Genomic DNA, 18,384 nt, shown 5'->3' with positions numbered 1-18,384 from the left:
CGCCTTACGCCGTTTCCATGGCCGCGACGATGCGCGCGCGCGAGGTTTCGGCGATGCGCCGGCGGCCTTCCAGGTCCTGCGCCCCGATCGGCGCCAGGAAATGCACTTCCGCGCGCCGCGCCGGTTCACCCAGCAGGCGCAGGAAGTTGGCGAAGAAACTTTCGCCGGGGCCGAATGCCACGATGGTCTGCGCGTTGCCGTGTGCGCCGTAGATCAGCGCCACCGGCTGCACCGGCACGCCGGTTTCGACCGCGGCCTGGAAGATGCGCGCGTGGAACGGACCCACTTCGTGGCCGCCACGGGTACGCCCTTCCGGGAACACACCCACGCCCTTGCCTTCGCGCAGGCGCTCGGCCATCACCTGCATCACGCCACCGAGCGATTCAGTGTTGCCGCGCTGGTGGAAGATGGTCTGGCCACGCGCGGCCAGCCAACCCACCACCGGCCAACTGGCGATTTCGCGCTTGGCCACGAAGCCCATCATGCGCTGGCTGTGCAGAATGCTGATATCGACCCAGCTGACGTGGTTGGCGACGAACAGCACGGCGCCGGGCAACGGCTCGCCCACCCGTGACAGGCGGAAGCCGAAGATCCACATCAGGCCGCCCTGCCACAGGTTCACCACCTTGGCGCCCAGCCGGACCTGGCCGACACGGATATCGGCCCACGGCGGAAGCATGCCGATCAGGGTCAGCGGCAGGAACACGAAGATATGGACCAACAGCAGCGGTACGCGGTACAGGTAACGGCACACACGCGCCACGCCGCCGCGGGGGGCCGGAGTGGGGGAAGTCATCCGCGAACGATACCGGAGGGCTGCCATCGCTGCCAGCCGATTTCGGCCATAAGTCCTATTGACGGAGGCCATGGGCAGGAACACGGTGTCCTGTTGACGGCGCCGTATGGCGGTGGGGTGGAGCTTGATCGACGGCTTCTGGCGCGGAATCAACCGGGCCGCGAAGGGCAGTCGAGCAAGCTCGACTCTACCGGGGGGCGCGCGGCCGCCACTGCCCGCAATGCGCCGGCACCAGTTGCAGGTCATCCACCTGCCGGCCGACGTGCTGCAGGCGCTGCAGGGTCTGGCGGTAGGCGCCGGTGTGGCCCAGCAGGGCGGTGACCAGGCGCGGCGGCGGCACGCCATCGGCGATGGCGCCACTGGACCACGCTGCATCGGCCACCAGGAACACCGGGCGGCCGTCGGCCCCTTCAAACAGCAGCCCATGCTGGCCCACCGCGTGGCCGGGCAGCGGTACTGCCAGCAGGCTGCCATCGCCCAGCACGTCGCGCCCCTTGCCGAAGGCGGCGAACGCAGCCGGCAGGTCCACTTCCGGCAGTTCTTCCAGCCAGCGCATGCGCGGGGCGGCATCGCGGGTCAGGGCGGGCAGCAGGCCCACGCTGAGCGCGCGCAGGCGACCGCGTGCGGCCTGGTCCTGCCAGGCGGCGCGCGAACACAGCAGCGGCACGCCGGGAAAATCGAGTACGCCACCGACGTGGTCGCCATGCAGGTGCGACAGCACCACCTGGTGGATCTGGTCTGTGCCGATGCCACGTTGCTGCAGTTGTGCGCGCACGCTCTGGCCGGGGGCCAGGTGCACCGGCGTGACCCACCGGTACAGGCGCTCGGGAAAGCGCGCGGTGGCCTGCAGGAAGGCGTCGGAATAGCCGGTGTCGAACAACAGGTAGCCGCGCTGCGGGTGGCGCAGCAGTGCCACCAGCGCGGGGAATTCGCAGCGACGCCAGCTGGCCCCCTGGCGCACCGCCCGCTGCCGGTGCACGCAGTGGCCGGCTTCCAGCAGTTCCCACTCAAAGCGCAGCATCGCGCCCTCCGCTGCGGTGCCAGTGGTCGGCGAACTGCTGCAATGCGGCCTGCACGCCCACCTGCGGCTGGTAGCCCAGATCACGCCGTGCGGCGCTGATATCCAGGGTCTGCGAATAGCCCAGCACGCCCACGCCGTAGCGGGTCAGGCGTGGTTCGGGACAGCCCGGGCGCAGCCGGGCCAGTGTCTCGGCAACGCCGGCGGCAGCCAGCGCGACGCGGCGCGGCACGTTGCGCAGCTGCACCTGCAGCCCCATCGCCTGGAACAGCCCCTGCACCAGCGCGCGCACGGCCACCGGTTCGCCGGCGCTGATGTTGTAGGCACGACCGGCGCATGCGTGGCCGGCGCGCAGGGCGCAACGCACCGACTGCACGGCATCGTCCACCGGGGTCACGTCGATCATCGCGCGGCCCGCATGGATCAACGGGAAGCGGCCAGCGGCGGCCACGGCCAGCAGGCGCGGCAGGATGGCGCGGTCGCCTGGCCCGAACACCGCGCGCGGGCGCAGCACCACCGTGTGCAGGCCCTGCCCTGCGGCGCTGGCCACGGCCAGTTCCGATTCCCATTTGCTGCGTGCGTAGTCGGTGATCCAGCGCGCCGGCGGCTGGAACGCTTCGCCCACGTTGTACTGGTCGGCGAAGCGGAAGTAGATGCTGGGCGAGCCCAGGTGGACGAAGCGGTCCACGCCGGCCGCCTGTGCGGCCTGCAGCAGGCGCTGGGTGGCCAGCACATTGGCACGCTGGAAGTCTGCCGCCGGGCCCCACGGCTGGGACAACGCCGCGCAGTGCACCACCGCCTGGCAGCCCTGCAGCAGGGGCTGCAGCGGCGCCTGCGCCAGATCGCCGGGCCAGGCTTCGATGCCGTCCAGTGCAAGCGGCTGCAGGCGGGCCAGATCGCGGCCACTGGCGCGTACCTGCCAGCCGTCGCGGGCCAGCGCGCGTGCCACGTGCTGGCCGATGAAACCGCTGGCGCCGGTGACCAGGACGCGTGCCATCAGTAGCGCAGCACCGCGCCGCCCAGGGCCAGGCCGGCCCCGGTACCGATCAGCAGGGCGTGCCCGCCGCGCACCAGGCGGCCATCGAGCAGGGCCTGGTGCAGGGCCATCGGCAGCGATGCCGCCAACTGGTTGCCGTGCTCGGCCAGGATGCGCACCAGCCGCTGCGGCGGCAGACCCAGCACGCGCTGCAGGTGGCCCAGGGCCTGGCCGCTGGCCTGGTGCGGCACGATCACATCGCAGCCCTGCAGGTCGATGCCGGCGCTGGCCAGCAGGTCCTGCAGGAAACCCGGCAGGCGCCGCGCCGCCTCGCGGTACAGCGCGCGGCCCTGCATCTGGAAGTAGTGCGCGGCGCGGTAGGCCTCGGGCCCATCGTGCAGGCGCATGCCGGTGCCGCAGGTCGGCACCTGGCACAACGCTGCGCCATCGCCGTAGCTGCGCAGGCGCGTGGCCAGCAGGGCCGATGCCTGGTCGTCGCTGGCACGTTCGACCAGCACCGCCACGGCGCCATCGCCGAACAACGGCGCGGTCAACGGGTCATCGGGGTCGAGCCCGGCGCTGGGAATATCACTGCACACGATCAGCACGCGCCGGTAGCGCTGCAACGCCAGCAGGCTGCCGGCCATTTCCAGCGCCACCACGAAGCCCAGGCAGGTGGCATTCACATCGAAGGAAGGCACGCCGCTGTCGCCCAGCCCAAGCGCCCGCTGGATCAGCACGGCCTGGCAGGGAATGGCCTGTTCCATCACCCCGCACGCGGAAATGATGCAGTCGATGTCGCCCAACCCCAGCCCGGCCCGCTGCAGCGCATCGCGCGCGGCCTGCGCGCCCATCCACGAGGCACGCTCGTCTGCATCGGCATGGGCGCGGCTGGCTACGCCACTGTGGCGTTCGACCCAGCCCGCCGGTTTGTTCCAGCGCTGGTCGAACACGGTCGAGGCGATGCGCCGGCGCGGCAGCCAGGCGCCGCTGGACACGATGCGCAGCGGCAACGCTGCGCTGGAAGGCACCGCGGCCACCGAGCTCAGCCGTGGCCTGCTGCAACCACCGCCAGGGTCAGGCGGGACACACACACCAGCTTGCCCTGCTCGTCTTCAATGCGGATTTCCCACAGCTGGGTGCTGCGGCCCACGTGCAGCGCACGCGCCGTGCCAGTGACGGTGCCCGAGCGCACTGCGCGCACGTGGTTGGCGTTGATTTCCAGGCCCACGCAGATCTGCTTGGCGGTATCCACGCACAGGTTGCCGGCGCTGCTGCCCAGGGTTTCGGCCAGCACTACCGAGGCGCCACCGTGCAGGATGCCGTACGGCTGGCGGGTGCGTTCGTCCACCGGCATGGTGGCCTGCAGCCAGTCCTCACCGGCGGCGCTGAAGACGATGCCCAGCGACTGGATGGCGGTGTTGCGGCTGAGCGCATTGAGCTGGTCGATCGAGACGGCTTCGCGGAACACCTGCGGCATGGGGCACCTTCAGAGAATGGGAACGAGACCGGCGCCGAATGCGGTCAGCATGCGCACCAGCAACCACTTCGGGCCGACGTTGACTTCCGGGAAGTCACCCACGGCCACATAACACGTATGGAAATCCGGGCTCTGCCGCGGCAACGGCTGCGGGCAGTCGGGGCCGGGCTGGAACTCGTAGTCGGTGGCATAGCGCCACGGCCAGAAATCGAGGATGGGCAAGGCTTCGGAGGCCTTGCCCACGCTGTAGTTCAGCCCGGACAACACCGGCGGCTTGGTGCGCGGCGCCACCGTCCACGCGTTCTGCGGGTGGGTGTCGCGCAGGATGCTCTGCGCCAGCTGTTCGGCGAACACCGGGTCGTCGATGATCACCGCGCCTTCGGTGTTGTAGTTCTCGCTGCGCGGGTCGAAGTTGTGGGTACCGACCACGCCGATGCGGCGGTCGACCACCAGCGACTTGGCGTGCAGGCCCATGCGCGCGCCCTTGCGGGTCACGGGCAGGGGTTTGTTCACGGCCTTGCTGCCCAGGAACGAGGGGCGTGTTTCAGTACGCAGCAGGCGGGTTTCCACCTCGCTGCCGGCGGCGCGACGGCGCGCACGGCCGTTTTCGTAGGCACTGCCCAGCCGCGGGTTGACCCGGCGCACCGGCTCGCTGTCCACCTGCGGCGCCGGCGGCGCATCGTTGCCGCCAGCATTGCTGCCAGCCGCGCTGCCACCGATCAGGCTGCTGCGCCCGCTCGCCTCGCTGCCCGTGCCGGCGATCGGATCGGGCAGCAGGTTGCGGTAGTCCACCGGCGCATCCAGCGGGAACGGCTTGTATTCGAAGATATTGAAGCCCAGTTCGCGCATGTTGCGCCGCTTGTACTTGTACGACAGCGCATAGACGATGGGGTTGTCGGTGGCCGCCAGGCTGTTGCTGGACACCACGATGCGCGGCGGTTCGGGCCGCTTGCGCAGGTCGCGGAACAGCGCCTGCGCCGGCTTGGACAGCACCAGGTACGGGGTCTGCAGGATCACTTCCTTCTGCGCACCGGCAATCAGGTTGTCCAGCTGCGGTTCGGTCACGTGCTGGCCGGCCAGGGGCGCGTCGGCACGCTCGCGGCGGTGCTTGCGCGGCAGGTCGGCCACGTAGCGCACCGAGGCTACCGGCAGTGCGGTGTCCACGAAGCTGCGGGTGATGAAGCCCTGGTCGTTGGCCTCCTCGCTGACCCGCTCCACCCGTTCGGGGCGGCGGAACTGCGCGGGCGGCAACGTCGGCACGCCCTCGTTGAGCAGGGTGCGGCCGACATCGTTCAGGCGCTCGGCCGGCACGCTGCGCGGGGCACGCCAGAACGCATCGAAGTTGGCGGCCATGGCGCGCGCTTCGGGGCCGGCAATCAGCACATCGCGGTCGCGGAAGTTGTATTCGCGGTCCCAGTCGTAATAGTCGTCCTGGTAGTTGCGCCCGCCCACCACGCCGATGGCGTCGTCGATCACCAGCAGCTTGTTGTGCATGCGCTGGTTGAAGCGGCGGAAGCAGCACAGAACGCTACCGGCGTAGTCGAAGTAATTCAACCGCGCCTTGCCGAAGGTCGGGTTGTACACCCGCAGCTGGAAGTTCTGGTGGGCGCCGGACAGCGCGCCCAGGATCTGCAGGTCGGAGATGGCCGACAGCTGGTCGATCAGCACCCGCACCTTCACCCCGCGCCGGGCGGCGGCCAGCAGTTCGTCGATGACCAGGCGCGCACTGTCGTCCTTGTCGAAGATGTAGGTCTGCAGGTCGATGCTGCGGGTAGCGCTGCGCATCAGGTTCAGGCGCGCCACCAGCGCGCCCTCGCCCTCGTCCAGCAGGGTGGCGTAGTGCCGCGGCTGGGTATCGGTGGATTCGCTGAAGGCACGGCCGGCCAGGGCGCGCAGCGGTGAATCCTGCGCGCAGCGGTCGGCGCGCTGGCAATCGACCTGGGTCGAGCGCGCCTGCACGGCGATGGCCTCGGCACGGTCACGCTGGGCGTGCGACAACGACGCACACCCGCTGCCCAGCAACACCGTTGCCAGCGCTACCACGCGCAACAGGAAATTCACGGTTTGGACGCCTCGCTCAGGCGCGCGCGCAATACGAAAGTCACTCGGTCACTCAAGGCAAGCTGCCAGCTGTCCATGCCGTACCGGCCTCGTTGCACGGTACCGCGGCTGACGACATCGCAATCATAGCCGGGTCGGCCACATTCCGCCTTCTCTACCCGCAGCGATTCAGGATGGCTGACGCCGCGCAGGGTCAGCCGGCCCTGGATCTCACCGCCACGTTCGACCGTTTCCGGCCAGTACGGCAGCGAGTCGAATTCGACGAAGGGATAGCGCCCGGCATCGAAGAATTCGGGTCCGCGCATCCAGCCGGTGTAGCGTTCCTTGCCGGGAATTTCCACGGTGCGGGTGAACATCTTCAGGTGCACCTGGTGGCGACCGTCGGACAGCACGTCCACCCGCCCTTCGAAATGCGGAAACACGCCTTCGATGCGCTGGCCCAGCCGCGAGCGCACCTCGAAGCCGATCTGCGAGCGTTCCAGGTCCAGCAGCATCGTGCGCCGGGCTTCGCTCACCACCGGCGGCAGGGAGGTGGGGGTAGAGGGCGCCGGCACCCCGGCCCAGGCTGCGCCGGGGAGCAGCAGCCAGGCCAGCAGGCAGCGGCCCGGCAACGCCAGGCTCATGGCTTCACGGCCACCAGAACGCGTTCAAGCTGGCCACACCGGGCTCGATGCTGGCCTCGCGGGGGAAGCCCAGCACCGCCACGCCCGCCGGCGGCATGCCCCGGTAGTCGCTGCTGGTGCCTTCGGTCATCAGGGCCACCAGCCGTTCCAGGCCCGGGTTGTGGCCGACGATCAGCAGCCGGTCCAGGTCGCGGCGGTCATCGACCAGCGCCGCCAGGGTGCCGGGGGTGGCCTCGTAGACACTGTCTTCCAGGCGCTTTTCGACATAGCCGATGGCCGCCATCACCGCTTCCAGCGTTTCGCGGGTGCGCCGCGCCGGCGAGCACAGCACACAGTCGGGCAGCAGGTTGTTGTCCTTCAGCCACTTGCCGGCGGCTTCGGCCTCGGCCAGCCCCACCGGCGACAACGGCCGGTCAAGGTCAGCCTGGCCAGGGGTGGCCGGTTCGGCATGGGCATGGCGCAGCAGGATCAGTTCACGCATTGCAGTTTTCCATTGGCCTACGGGAGTGACACAGGAAGGAAGAACACCAGCCTTACAGTTTCAGCCAGGCCAGCAGCGGTTCCCAGTCGGCCTGGTGCTCGCGCACCTGCGCCGAACGGTAGTCGAACAGACTGCGGCCCAGGCCGGTCATGACCACATAACTCTGGCTGTCGCGCAGCTGCGTGACTACCGGGTAGGGCCATTCGGCCAACATCTGCAAGGCCTGCTGCGACGTCTGGGTCCACGGCTTGGTACGGTTCAGCACCAGCCCCACCGGCAGCCTGCGGCTGTGTACGCGCGGGTTGCCGACCAGGCTGTTGAGGAAGCCGACGATGGCTTCGATGTCCAGCGCAGAGGGCAGTACCGGCACCACCACGGCATCGGCGGCGTCCAGGAAATGGGGGATATCGTCGGCCAGCGCGCCGGCCGGTGCATCGATGATGACGGTATCTGTGCCGTCGGGCAGCTTCTGCGCCCACTGCTTCTTGCGGTACACGTCGATCGGCAGCACCGCGCTTTCCAGCCCGGCCCGGCGCTGGGCCCAGCGCGTGCTGGAGCCCTGCGGGTCGGCATCGGCGATCACCGTGGCCTTGCCCTGCAATGCCGCGTATGCGGCCAGGTGGGTGGCGACGGTGGTCTTGCCCACCCCGCCCTTGGAACCGGCCACCAGGATCGTCTTCATGCCAGCCTCGCTTCCGGGTATGTGCCCCGAGCGTACACCGGCGCCCGTGACGGAAGGTAGCGCTGTGCTGAACCCCGGCCCCGGCCTTTGCTATCGTGGCGCCCCCGAAGGATCGAACCCGCATGAGCGAACTGCAGGACCTGAGCGCGCTGATCCGCGCCAACACGCCCTTGATCGTGATCGAGACCCAGGATGAGGGTCGCATCGTCGAACTGTTCCGGCAGACGCTGATGCATGTCTGGCGTGCCCTGCACCGCTGGTCCATCACCGAGGGCCTGCGCCGCATCGACCTGGAACGCGAGGACGAGGCGGTGGGGCCGCCGGACGCCAGCGCGGCGCTGCAGATGATCCGCCAGGCCGAACAGCGCGGCATCTACCTGCTGCTCGATTTCCACCCCTACCTGGGCTATGCCAGCCACCAGCGGGCGTTGCGCGACCTGATCCAGCGCCGCCACAGCCAGCCGCACGTGCTGGTGCTGATCGGCGCGAAGGTGGAACTGCCGGCCGAACTGGAAGCCCTGGCGGTGCGCTTCAACCCGCGCCTGCCCGACGCCAACGCGCTGCTGAAGATGCTGCGCGAAGAGGCCGATGCCTACGCCCGCGAACACGGCGGCCGCCGCGTGGAAGTGGACAGCGAGGCGGTGAAGAAGATCCTGAAGAACCTGCAGGGGCTGAGCCTGGTCGATGCGCGGCGCATTGCCCGGCAGCTGATCTACGCCGACGGCGCGCTGCGCGACGACGACCTGCCGCAGCTGGCGCGGCTGAAGTTCGAGCTGCTGAACCGCAGCGGCCACCTGTTCTTCGAACACGACAGTGCGCGCTTCGGCGATGTGGCCGGTGCCAACCGGCTCAAGCGCTGGATCAACCAGCGCCGGGTGGCCTTCATTGCCGGGTCTGCCCCGGCCGGGCTGGACCCGCCGCGCGGCATGCTGCTGCTGGGCGTGCAGGGCTGCGGCAAATCGATGCTGGCCAAGGCCACCGCCGCCGGCTTCGGCGTGCCGCTGCTGCGCCTGGACGTGGGCGCGCTGTACAACAAGTACCACGGCGAAACCGAGGCCAACCTGCGCCAGGCGCTGGCCTCGGCCGAGCAGCTGGCGCCGTGCGTGCTGTGGATGGATGAAATCGAGAAGGGCCTGGCCAGTGGCGGCGAAGATGGCGGCGTGTCGCGCCGCGTGCTGGGCTACCTGCTGACCTGGATGGCCGAGCGCAAGGCCCCGGTGTTCATCGTGGCCACCGCCAACCAGGTGCATGAACTGCCGGCCGAGCTGCTGCGCAAGGGCCGCTTCGACGAGATCTTCTTCGTCGACCTGCCCGCGCCGGATGTGCGCGTGGAACTGCTGCGCCTGCACCTGGGGCGGCGCCAATTGAATCCCGATGATTTCGCGTTGCCGGCGCTGGCCGCGGCCGCGAACGGGTTCTCGGGTGCCGAGATCGAGCAGGCGATCGTGGCTGGCCTGTATTCGGCCCATGCCGAGGGCCGTCCGCTGGATACCGAGCTGCTGATGACCGAGCTGCGGGCCACGCGCCCGTTGTCGGTGCTCATGGCCGAACAGGTGTCGGCATTGCGCGAATGGGCGTCGGGGCGGACGGTGTCTGCGGACGACTGAAGGGTTATCGGCCAACGGCGCAGCCCCTCGTGGCAGGGGTGGTTGGTCGCGAAATGCGGATCATGTGTCTGGGCCGGGCGGGTTGGATTCGCGGGACACGCCGCAAGTACGTCCTTGTAGGCTCGTAGGCGCCATCCATGGCGCCTGCGGTCCCGCGAACCCAACCCGCCCGACCCTCTGACAGCTTCCGTGCGCGGTCAGCCACGGAGAAGAAAAAGAAGAGCAAGAGCAGAAGCGGGTCGCTTCGCTCGCATCCACGCATGGCGTGGATCTACCGTGTCGACCAAGGTCGACACCTACCAGAGCAGATCAGATCCCGTGTCGTTCCGGCAGATCGCAGGAAACTGTCGGAGGTGGGGCGGTGTGGGTAGGCGGGACCGCAGGCGCCATGGATGGCGCCTACAAGCCCCCATGGAAGGGTTTACGGCGTGTCCCGCCTACCCACACCACCCCGCCCCCCACGGAATGCCAGCTTTTGCCGTTGCTTCAGTCGAGCATGGCTCGACTCTACAGCGGGTGCAGGGCTGCAAGCCCTGCCACACAACCTCACCCCAGTACCCACATCCATGCCGGCAGGGTGACCAGCGACAGCACGATGCCGTAGCCCACCAGCGCGGCCGCCAACCGCGGCGCCAGGCGGTGCGAGATCGCCAGCGCGGCGGCGGTGATCATGGTCGGCATGGCCGATTCGAGTACGTTGGCCTGCAGCATCAGGCCCTGCATGCCCAACAGCCACGACAGCGGCAGGGCCAGCGCCGGCAGCACCAGCAGCTTCAGCAGCAGGCCCACGGCCAGCGGCTTCAGCTCTTCGCGGCGCAGGCGCAACTGGATCGACAGGCCCACCGCCAGCATCACCAGCGGCAGCATCGCATCGGCCAGTTGCTTCAGCGCGGTGCCGATCCAGGCCGGCGGCTGCGCCGGCATCAGCAGCAGGGCGAAGACCAGTGCCCACAGCGGCGGAAAGCGTGCGATCCGCCCCAGTACCTGCCGCGCGGTGGGCGGCCGGTCGCCGCTGTAGCGGGCCAGCACCAGCAGACCGAACGTCGACAGCAGCAGGAACGTTCCGAACTGGTCGTACACCACCGCATACGGCAGCGCCGCGTCACCCAGCAGCGCACGCACCATCGGGTAGCCGATGAAGCTGGAATTGGCCAGCGCCACACAGATCAGCAGCACGGCGTGCACATCGCGGGCGAAACCAAACACCCGCGTGGCCAGGCTGACCAGCGCCCAGGTGGCCAGCATCAGCAACCAGGGCGTGGCCATCAGGCCCAGCAGGCTGGCATCCAGGTGCAGGCGCGGCACGTAGGTCAGCACCGCGGCCGGCAGGCAGACGTACAGCACCACCTTGTTCAGCGTTTCCGGCGCGGTTTCCGGCAATGCGCGCAGGCGCGCGAACAACATGCCCAACCCCAGCATGGCCAGGATCAGTGCGAACGCATCAAACGCCATCAGCGGGGTTCAGCAGGTTCAGGGCCAGGCCGGCGGTGCGGCCGCCCAGGCCTGCTGCACTTCGGCCAGGCTGGCCCGTTCGTCGTCGCGCCAGCCCGGCAGCAGTTCGGCGTAGCGGCTGCTGTCGCTCCACTGCGTGGGCTCGGTGCGCACGGCAGCGGCATACCACTTCACCGCTTCCTGCTGCTGGCCGGCACGCCACAGCGCCAGCGCGAAGGTGGGCGGCACCCAGCTGGGGTTGGTGTACTGGCTGCTGGTGGCCGACAGCCACTGTTCCAGCGCGCCCAACGGCTGGCCCTGGCGCATGAGGTCCCAACCGTAGTTCCAGCGTACGCCCCGGCCCGCTGCGCTCTGCGGCGTGGTATCGGCCAGTGCGTCGCGATAGAGCTTCTCGCCCAGCTCGGTGCGGCCCATGCCGATCGCCACCGATGCCAGCTGTATGTTGGCTTCCAGCACCTTGCGGCCGCGCTCGCGCTGCTTCATCAGCTGGGCCACCAGATCGTCACCTTCCCCCTGGGCCACCACCATCGGTGCAGCCGCGGCATCGGTGTCGAAGTAGAACTCCTGCGGCGCTGGCAGCGCCGGCGCGGCCCATGCGTTGGCCACGCCCAAGGCCAGCACGGCGCTGGCCAACCACTTCAATGAAACGGACATCAGACTTCCCCCTGGTTGAAACAACAACCCCCCACTCCCCGATCCTAACCCCTGCACGGCCGCCGATGCGAGTGCCGGGCCACCACGCCCCCACTGTTACAATCCGCGCCTTTCCCGCCCTGCCCCACGCAGGGCCGGTGCCAGCCGATCCTCACCGGGCCAGCCATGACCAGTACCGCGCAACTCACTTCGCCCTCTTCCGCCGACCTGATCGACCGTGATTACACGCTCGACCACAAGTACACCCGCAACGAGGGGCGGATCTACCTGAGTGGCGTGCAGGCGCTGGTGCGGCTGCCGCTGATGCAGCGCCTGCGCGATGCCGCCGAAGGCATCGACAGCGCCGGCTTCGTCAGTGGCTACCGCGGCAGCCCGCTGGGCGGCTTCGACCTGGAACTGTGGCGCGCACGCAAGCACCTGGAAGCGGCCAAGGTGAAGTTCACCCCCGGCCTGAACGAAGATCTGGGCGCCACCATGGTCTGGGGCACGCAGCAGACCAACCTGTTCCCCGGCGCCAACGTGCAGGGCGTGTTCGGCATGTGGTACGGCAAGGGGCCGGGCGTGGACCGCTGCGGTGACGTCTTCAAGCACGCCAATGCCGCCGGCACTTCGCGATACGGCGGCGTGCTGGCGCTGGCCGCCGATGACCATGCCTGCCGCAGCTCGACCCTGCCGCATGGCAGCGAAGACGAGTTCGTCAGCGCGATGATGCCGGTGTTGAACCCGGCCGGCGTGCAGGACATCCTGGACATGGGCCTGCTCGGCTGGGCAATGAGCCGTTACACCGGGCGCTGGGTCGGCTTCAAGACCATCGCCGAAACGGTGGAATCGTCGGCTTCGGTGGAAGTCGATCCGCTGGCGCGGCGCATCGTGCTGCCCGAAGACTTCGACATGCCCGTCGGCGGCCTCAACATCCGCTGGCCGGACCCGCCGCTGGACCAGGAGATGCGCCTGCACCGCTATGCGGTGAAGGCCGCGCAGGCCTTTGCCCGCGCCAATGGCATCGACAAGGTGGTGATGGACGCGCCGCGCGCGCGGCTGGGCATCGTCACCACCGGCAAGAGCTACCTGGACGTGCTGCAGGCGCTGGAATACCTGGGTCTGGACGAAGCGGCCTGCGCCGACATCGGCATCCGCGTGTACAAGGTCGGCATGACCTGGCCGCTGGAACCGCAGGGCATCGCCCGCTTCGCGCAGGGGCTGGAAGACATCATCGTGGTGGAGGAGAAGCGTGCCTTCATCGAGCGCCAGATGAAGGAGCAGTTCTTCAACTGGCCGGCCAGCTGGGGCCAGCGCCCGTCCATCGTCGGCAAGTACGACGAGAGCGGCGAGTGGATCCTGCCGTCCACCGGCGAACTGACCCCGGCCACCATCGCCGGCGTGATCGGTCGCCGCATCCAGAAGTTCTTCAACAACGAATCGATCGAGCAGCGCCTGCAGTGGATGCAGGAAAAGGAAGCCGAGCTTGCGTTGCCGCGCGCCAGCTTCCCGCGCGTGCCGCACTACTGCTCGGGCTGCCCGCACAACACCTCCACCACCGTGCCGGAAGGCTCGCGTGCGCTGGCCGGTATTGGTTGCCATTACATGGTGACCTGGATGGACCGCAGCACCGACACCTTCACCCACATGGGCGGCGAAGGCGTGACCTGGGCCGGGCAGGCGCCGTTCACCGATACCCCGCACGTGTTCCAGAACCTGGGCGACGGCACCTACTTCCACAGCGGCTCGCTGGCGATCCGCCAGGCGGTGGCCGCCGGGGTGAACATCACCTACAAGATCCTCTACAACGACGCGGTGGCCATGACCGGCGGCCAGCCGGTGGACGGCCCGCTGAGCGTGCCCGACATCGCCCGGCAGATGCGCGCCGAGGGCATCCACACCATCGTGGTGCTGTCGGACAACATCGGCAAGTGGACCGGCCAGCGCGAGCATTTCCCCAGCGATGTGGAGTTCCACGACCGCAGTGAACTGGATGCGGTACAGAAGCGCCTGCGCGAAGTGAAGGGTGTTTCGATCCTGATCTACGAACAGACCTGCGCCACCGAGAAGCGCCGCCGCCGCAAGCGCGGCAAGCTGGAAGATCCGCAGAAGCGGGTGCTGATCAATTCACTGGTCTGCGAAGGCTGCGGCGACTGCGGCAAGAAGAGCTTCTGCGTGTCGGTGCTGCCGAAGGACACCGAGTTCGGGCGCAAGCGCGAAATCGACCAGTCCAACTGCAACAAGGACTATTCGTGCGTGAATGGCTTCTGCCCCAGCTTCGTGACCGTGCACGGTGGCCAGCCGCGCAAGGGCAGCAAGCGCGATGCCTCCACGCTGCTGGACAACCTGCCGGCGCCGACCGTGCGCGGCACGCTGGAACAGCCCTGGAACATCCTGATCACCGGCGTGGGCGGCACCGGCGTGGTGACCATCGGCGCGCTGCTGGGCATGGCCGGCCACCTGGAAGGCAAGGGTGCTTCGGTGCTGGACCAGACCGGCCTGGCGCAGAAGGGCGGCGCGGTGACCACGCATATCCGCATCGCGCGGCGCCCGGACGATATCCACGCCGTGCGCATTGCCGCCGGCGAGGCCGACCTGGTGCTGGGCTGCGACATGGTGGTGGTGAATGACTACTGGGCGCTGTCGAAGGTGCGCGCCGGCCGCTCGCAGGTGGTATTGAACACCTACGAAGCGATGCCGGGCACCTTCACCACCCGCCCGGACATGCAGTTCCCGGCCGCCGACATCATTGCCGGCGTGCGCGTGGCGCTGGGCGGCCAGGAGCCGCTGCTGCTGGATGCCACCCAGTTGGCCACCGCGCTGCTGGGCGATGCGATCGCCGCCAACCTGTTCATCCTGGGCTACGCCTGGCAGCAGGGCCTGGTGCCGCTGTCGTTCGATTCGCTGATGCGTGCCATCGAACTGAATGGCGCCGCCGTGGCGATGAACCAGCAGGCCTTCGCTTGGGGCCGCCTGGCCGCGGTCGACCCGCAGGCCGTGCAGCAGGCTGCCGGCCTGGTGCGCAACCGCCACACCGACACCGAAGCCACGCCCGGCCCGCTGCACCCGCTGCCGCCGGGCGAATGGGAAGGCAACGAATGGGGTGCCACCGCCGCGCCGCGCAACACCGGCGACGAACGCGAACTGCGTGGCCTGCCCTCGCACGGTGGCGACGTCGCGTTCCTGCCGTTGGACGATGCACGCCTGTCGCGTTCGCTGGATGAAATGATCGAACGCCGTGCTGCGTTCCTGGTCGACTACCAGGATGCCGCCTATGCCGCGCGTTACCGCGATCTGGTTGCACGCGTGCGCGTGGCCGAAGGCGAGCGCATCGGCGGTTCCACCGCGCTGACCGAAACCGTGGCCCGCTACCTGTTCAAGCTGATGGCCTACAAGGACGAGTACGAAGTGGCGCGCCTGTACACCAGCGGCGATTTCCAGCGCCGCCTGCAGCAGCAGTTCGAGGGTGACTACCAGCTGCGCTTCCACCTGGCGCCGCCGCTATTCGCCAAGAAGGACGAACAGGGCCGCCTGCTGAAGAAGGAATACGGCCCGTGGATGTTCAAGGCCTTCGGCCTGCTGGCCAGGCTGAAGTTCCTGCGTGGCGGCCGCTTCGATGTGTTCGGCCGCACCGAAGAGCGCCGCATGGAACGCCAGCTGATTGCCGATTACGAGGCGACGGTGCAGCTGCTGCTGGACGGACTGGAGGACGACCGGCTGTCGCTGGCGGTGGAGATTGCCAGCGTGCCCGAGCACATCCGCGGCTTCGGCCACGTCAAGGAAGCCCATTTCGCGCAGGCCAAGGCGCGCGAAGCGGCGCTCCTGGCGCAGTGGCGCAACCCGAAGGCGCTGCATATCGTGCAGGTGGCGTAATCGGCAGCAGGACCCTCCCGGCCCTTGGCCGACTGCCCGGAAGGATTTCGCGCCTGAAGCGCTGGCGATCAATGCCAGCGAACGCCAACATTTGAGAAATTGTCGCCGTTCAATGACATTCTTGAAATGTTATCGAACGTCGACTTTTGATTAAATGTTGCCGAGCGCATACATTCCAGCTATGGACATCCTGCGAACGTCCCGAGACCTGGGCCTGGTCATCCGCCAGCGTCGCAAAGCACTCCGTTGGGATCAGGCCCAGCTGGCCGAACGCGTAGGCGTCAGTCGGCAATGGGTCATCGAAATGGAGAAGGGCAAGCCGCGGGTGGAGCTGCAACTGGTGCTGCGGACGCTCAACGTCCTCGGCCTGATACTGGCTACGGGCACTGTCGAGGGAATGGCCTCCTCCGCTGCATCGTCGGAAATGCCTCTGGAACTGCCTGATATCGACACTATCGTGGATGGCAACGGGCTGCGCCCGGACGAGCACCGCGCGACTGCCATGACGTTGGGGCGTAGAAAGCCCCACAAGGCCGTCTGACAGCCCCTTCCTCCCGGACATCGTGCCTCCCGCATGGACCTCAACGTACTCCTTTCCAACAGACTGGCTGGATACCTGGGACAGGATGCACATGGCCATCCGACATTCCGGTATGCAGACAGTTGGCGCCAGACGCCGGGCGCCTATCCCTTGTCACTTGCACTTCCATTGACAGAGAACAGCGCGCCCGCTGCCACGCTCTCTGCGGTCCTGTGGGGGCTGCTGCCCGACAACGAGGCCCTTCTGCAGCGATGGGCTTCCCGGTTCCATGTTTCGTCCCGCAACCCGGTCGCGTTGCTGTCACATGTCGGTGAAGACTGTGCCGGCGCGGTCCAGTTCGTACGAGGCGAACGGCTCGCCGCCGTACTTGCCGGTGAGGACGATCAGCAGGAGCCGCTGTCCCTCCATGAGGTCGCCCAGCGCCTTCAGCGGATCCGAGTGGACCAGATTGCAGCGCGGCAACCCGATGATGTCGGCCAGTTCAGCCTGGCCGGGGCGCAACCGAAGATCGCCCTGATGCAACGCGACGATGGAGGTTGGGCAATTCCGGCCGGTCGCATCCCCACCACGCATATCCTCAAACCCCCCAGTGGCGACTACGACGGATTCGTGGAGAACGAGGTCTTCTGTCTGCGCCTGGCCAGTCAACTCGGCATGTCGGCTGCGTCCACTGAAATGATCTGCATGGAGGATGCACAGGCCATTGCGGTGACGCGCTTCGACCGCGTACGAACAGCGCAGGGTTGGCAACGCGTTCACCAGGAAGACTTCTGCCAGGCGTTGGGTGTCATGCCACACATCAAGTACCAGAATCAGGGCGGACCGGGGCCGGCCGATCTGGCGCGCGTGCTTTGGGAACATTCCAGCAAGCCCCGAGCGGATGTCGAAAGACTGCTGCAGGCACTGCAGTTCAACTATCTCATAGGCGGCACTGACGCGCATGCCAAGAACTATTCGCTGCTGATCGGCGCACAAGGAAACGTTCGCCTTGCCCCGCTGTATGACATCTCAAGTGCACTGCCCTATGCACATCTGCAGCAACGCAAGATCAAGATGGCCATGAAGATCGGCAGTCATTACCGCTGGTGGGATGTCCGCCTGGCGGATTGGGAGGCAACCGCTGATGGAATGAAGCTGGACCCGCAGAAAGCACTGTCGGGCCTGTTCGACATGGCAACAGAGCTTCCCGGCATCGCCCGGGCGTTGCTTGCGGGATTGCAGGCAGAAGGCATGCGCCACCCGGTTCTGGAACGTCTGGTGGACGGCATCAGTGCAAGCTGCCAGCGCTGCCTGCGTCAATTCGAACAATCCGCTACCTGATCACCCCAATCGCCATAGCAGCAGTCGGTTGTTGGCCGGCATGGCCACGTCGCGCAGGCGGGTGAAGCCGTTGTCCGCGGCCAGCGCCTGCACGGCTTCCACATCGCGGATGCCGCTGCGCGGGTCGCGCGCCTTCAGCCAGGCATCGAACTGCGCATTGCTGTCGCTGGTGTAGCGGCCGCCGTAATTGAACGGGCCGTACGCCGCAAGCAACGCGCCGTGGCGCAGCAGCGGCGGCAGGGCGGCGAACAAGGCCTGCACGTAGTCCCAGCCCATGATGTGCAGCGTGTTGGCGCTGAATGCGGCGTCGAAGGTGCTGCCTGCGGGCAGCGCCAGACCTGGCGCAGGCGGCAGTTCCACCTGCAGCGCCAGCGGCGGCAGCAGGTTCAGCAAGGCCGCCTCGGCGCGCCAGGCCTCGATGCCCGGCAGATGGTCGGGGTGATCGCTGGGCTGCCAGCGCAGCCACGGCCAGCGCTCCGCGAAGAACGCGGCATGCTGGCCCGTACCGCTGCCGATTTCCAGCACCCGGTGGCGATCGCCCATCCACGGGTCGAGCGCCGCGGCGATTGGTTCGCGGTTGCGTTCGCAGGCTTCTGAATACGGCTTGCTCGACATCAGGGCGGGGTCCAGGCGGAGTCGGCCCATTGTGCACGAGGGGGGATTGTTGGGCAGGGCTTGCAGCCCTGCACCTGCAGAGGCAACGGCAACGGCCAAAGCAACAGCAAAAGCTGGTTTCCTGTGGGTAGGCAGGGTGGGTCCGGTTGAGGGGGACGCTGCAAGTACGTCCATGTAAGCTCGGTCGCCGCATCCATGCGGCTCACGCCCCCTCAACCGGACCCAC

16 protein-coding genes are annotated in these 18,384 nt (G+C 68.0%); 4 read left to right on the top strand and 12 right to left on the bottom strand.

The genetic code is table 11. The features are described from left to right. Nucleotides 1–4 precede the first annotated feature (4 nt). The 9 genes from C1933_RS00645 to C1933_RS00605 form a co-directional block, all read right to left on the bottom strand. Nucleotides 5–796, bottom strand: a complete 792-nt coding sequence (locus C1933_RS00645; RefSeq protein ID WP_108748025.1) for a lysophospholipid acyltransferase family protein — start codon at nucleotides 794–796, stop codon at nucleotides 5–7. A 187-nt stretch (nucleotides 797–983) separates the two neighbouring features. Continuing rightward, the gene (locus C1933_RS00640; protein WP_108751774.1) at nucleotides 984–1,817 is read right to left on the bottom strand and encodes an MBL fold metallo-hydrolase; all 834 of its coding nucleotides are present in this window, start codon (nucleotides 1,815–1,817) and stop codon (nucleotides 984–986) included. Further along, nucleotides 1,804–2,811, bottom strand: coding sequence for an NAD-dependent epimerase/dehydratase family protein (locus C1933_RS00635; RefSeq protein ID WP_108751773.1), 1,008 nt, complete (start codon nucleotides 2,809–2,811; stop codon nucleotides 1,804–1,806). Before C1933_RS00635 ends, C1933_RS00640 begins: the two co-directional genes overlap by 14 nt. Next, a complete protein-coding gene (locus tag C1933_RS00630) occupies nucleotides 2,811–3,830 on the bottom strand; it encodes a 3-oxoacyl-[acyl-carrier-protein] synthase III C-terminal domain-containing protein (RefSeq protein ID WP_108751772.1) in 1,020 nt (339 codons plus the stop codon). The genes C1933_RS00635 and C1933_RS00630 overlap by 1 nt, the downstream gene beginning before the upstream one ends. Before the next feature lie 5 nt (nucleotides 3,831–3,835). Then, nucleotides 3,836–4,270 (bottom strand): hotdog fold thioesterase, encoded by a 435-nt coding sequence (locus tag C1933_RS00625; protein ID WP_108748021.1) that lies wholly within the window; start codon nucleotides 4,268–4,270, stop codon nucleotides 3,836–3,838. Between the two features lie 9 nt (nucleotides 4,271–4,279). Further along, on the bottom strand, nucleotides 4,280–6,331 hold the full coding sequence (locus tag C1933_RS00620) for a phospholipase D family protein (protein WP_108751771.1): 2,052 nt from the start codon (nucleotides 6,329–6,331) through the stop codon (nucleotides 4,280–4,282). Next, nucleotides 6,328–6,954, bottom strand: coding sequence for a YceI family protein (locus C1933_RS00615; protein ID WP_108751770.1), 627 nt, complete (start codon nucleotides 6,952–6,954; stop codon nucleotides 6,328–6,330). The genes C1933_RS00620 and C1933_RS00615 overlap by 4 nt, the downstream gene beginning before the upstream one ends. Nucleotides 6,955–6,958: 4 nt before the next feature. Next, nucleotides 6,959–7,435: a histidine phosphatase family protein gene (locus tag C1933_RS00610; protein WP_108748018.1), complete on the bottom strand. Its 477-nt coding sequence runs from the start codon at nucleotides 7,433–7,435 to the stop codon at nucleotides 6,959–6,961. A 52-nt stretch (nucleotides 7,436–7,487) separates the two neighbouring features. Continuing rightward, entirely contained in the window at nucleotides 7,488–8,117 is a 630-nt protein-coding gene (locus C1933_RS00605) for a ParA family protein (RefSeq protein ID WP_108751769.1), read from the bottom strand. Between the two features lie 122 nt (nucleotides 8,118–8,239). On the opposite strand from C1933_RS00605, the gene C1933_RS00600 reads away from it, so the two are divergent. Then, nucleotides 8,240–9,724 (top strand): AAA family ATPase, encoded by a 1,485-nt coding sequence (locus tag C1933_RS00600; RefSeq protein ID WP_108751768.1) that lies wholly within the window; start codon nucleotides 8,240–8,242, stop codon nucleotides 9,722–9,724. A 546-nt stretch (nucleotides 9,725–10,270) separates the two neighbouring features. Here the strand turns inward: C1933_RS00600 and C1933_RS00595 are convergent. Together C1933_RS00595 and C1933_RS00590 are read right to left on the bottom strand one after the other, a co-directional pair. Then, nucleotides 10,271–11,176, bottom strand: a complete 906-nt coding sequence (locus tag C1933_RS00595; RefSeq protein WP_108751767.1) for an AEC family transporter — start codon at nucleotides 11,174–11,176, stop codon at nucleotides 10,271–10,273. Between the two features lie 18 nt (nucleotides 11,177–11,194). Continuing rightward, on the bottom strand, nucleotides 11,195–11,830 hold the full coding sequence (locus C1933_RS00590) for a hypothetical protein (protein ID WP_108748014.1): 636 nt from the start codon (nucleotides 11,828–11,830) through the stop codon (nucleotides 11,195–11,197). Nucleotides 11,831–11,995: 165 nt separating this feature from the next. Between C1933_RS00590 and C1933_RS00585 the strand changes: the two genes are divergently transcribed. The 3 genes from C1933_RS00585 to C1933_RS00575 all read left to right on the top strand — a co-directional run bounded on the left by C1933_RS00585 (nucleotide 11,996) and on the right by C1933_RS00575 (nucleotide 17,543). Further along, a complete protein-coding gene (locus C1933_RS00585; protein ID WP_108751766.1) occupies nucleotides 11,996–15,682 on the top strand; it encodes an indolepyruvate ferredoxin oxidoreductase family protein in 3,687 nt (1,228 codons plus the stop codon). A 181-nt stretch (nucleotides 15,683–15,863) separates the two neighbouring features. Then, a complete protein-coding gene (locus C1933_RS00580; RefSeq protein WP_070488755.1) occupies nucleotides 15,864–16,223 on the top strand; it encodes a helix-turn-helix transcriptional regulator in 360 nt (119 codons plus the stop codon). Between the two features lie 33 nt (nucleotides 16,224–16,256). Further along, nucleotides 16,257–17,543: a type II toxin-antitoxin system HipA family toxin gene (locus tag C1933_RS00575; protein ID WP_108751765.1), complete on the top strand. Its 1,287-nt coding sequence runs from the start codon at nucleotides 16,257–16,259 to the stop codon at nucleotides 17,541–17,543. Here C1933_RS00575 and C1933_RS00570 read toward each other — a convergent pair whose 3' ends face one another. Continuing rightward, nucleotides 17,544–18,158 carry a DUF938 domain-containing protein gene (locus C1933_RS00570; RefSeq protein WP_108751764.1) on the bottom strand — a complete coding sequence of 205 codons (615 nt, stop codon included), beginning with the start codon at nucleotides 18,156–18,158 and terminating at the stop codon, nucleotides 17,544–17,546. Between the last annotated feature and the right edge of the window lie 226 nt (nucleotides 18,159–18,384).

The organism is Stenotrophomonas sp. ZAC14D2_NAIMI4_6 (assembly GCF_003086875.1).
Lineage (GTDB): Bacteria > Pseudomonadota > Gammaproteobacteria > Xanthomonadales > Xanthomonadaceae > Stenotrophomonas.
Note: the sequence above shows the minus strand (reverse complement) of the source record. Positions and strands in the feature narration are given on the sequence as shown.

Coding starts and splice junctions, on each gene's coding strand:
- C1933_RS00600 (WP_108751768.1), top strand. CDS start 8,240: ATGAGCGAACTGCAGGACCTGAGCGCGCTGATCCGCGCCAACACGCCC.
- C1933_RS00635 (WP_108751773.1), bottom strand. CDS start 2,811: ATGGCACGCGTCCTGGTCACCGGCGCCAGCGGTTTCATCGGCCAGCAC.
- C1933_RS00610 (WP_108748018.1), bottom strand. CDS start 7,435: ATGCGTGAACTGATCCTGCTGCGCCATGCCCATGCCGAACCGGCCACC.
- C1933_RS00575 (WP_108751765.1), top strand. CDS start 16,257: ATGGACCTCAACGTACTCCTTTCCAACAGACTGGCTGGATACCTGGGA.
- C1933_RS00625 (WP_108748021.1), bottom strand. CDS start 4,270: ATGCCGCAGGTGTTCCGCGAAGCCGTCTCGATCGACCAGCTCAATGCG.
- C1933_RS00645 (WP_108748025.1), bottom strand. CDS start 796: ATGACTTCCCCCACTCCGGCCCCCCGCGGCGGCGTGGCGCGTGTGTGC.
- C1933_RS00605 (WP_108751769.1), bottom strand. CDS start 8,117: ATGAAGACGATCCTGGTGGCCGGTTCCAAGGGCGGGGTGGGCAAGACC.
- C1933_RS00640 (WP_108751774.1), bottom strand. CDS start 1,817: ATGCTGCGCTTTGAGTGGGAACTGCTGGAAGCCGGCCACTGCGTGCAC.
- C1933_RS00585 (WP_108751766.1), top strand. CDS start 11,996: ATGACCAGTACCGCGCAACTCACTTCGCCCTCTTCCGCCGACCTGATC.
- C1933_RS00580 (WP_070488755.1), top strand. CDS start 15,864: ATGGACATCCTGCGAACGTCCCGAGACCTGGGCCTGGTCATCCGCCAG.
- C1933_RS00615 (WP_108751770.1), bottom strand. CDS start 6,954: ATGAGCCTGGCGTTGCCGGGCCGCTGCCTGCTGGCCTGGCTGCTGCTC.
- C1933_RS00570 (WP_108751764.1), bottom strand. CDS start 18,158: ATGTCGAGCAAGCCGTATTCAGAAGCCTGCGAACGCAACCGCGAACCA.
- C1933_RS00590 (WP_108748014.1), bottom strand. CDS start 11,830: ATGTCCGTTTCATTGAAGTGGTTGGCCAGCGCCGTGCTGGCCTTGGGC.
- C1933_RS00595 (WP_108751767.1), bottom strand. CDS start 11,176: ATGGCGTTTGATGCGTTCGCACTGATCCTGGCCATGCTGGGGTTGGGC.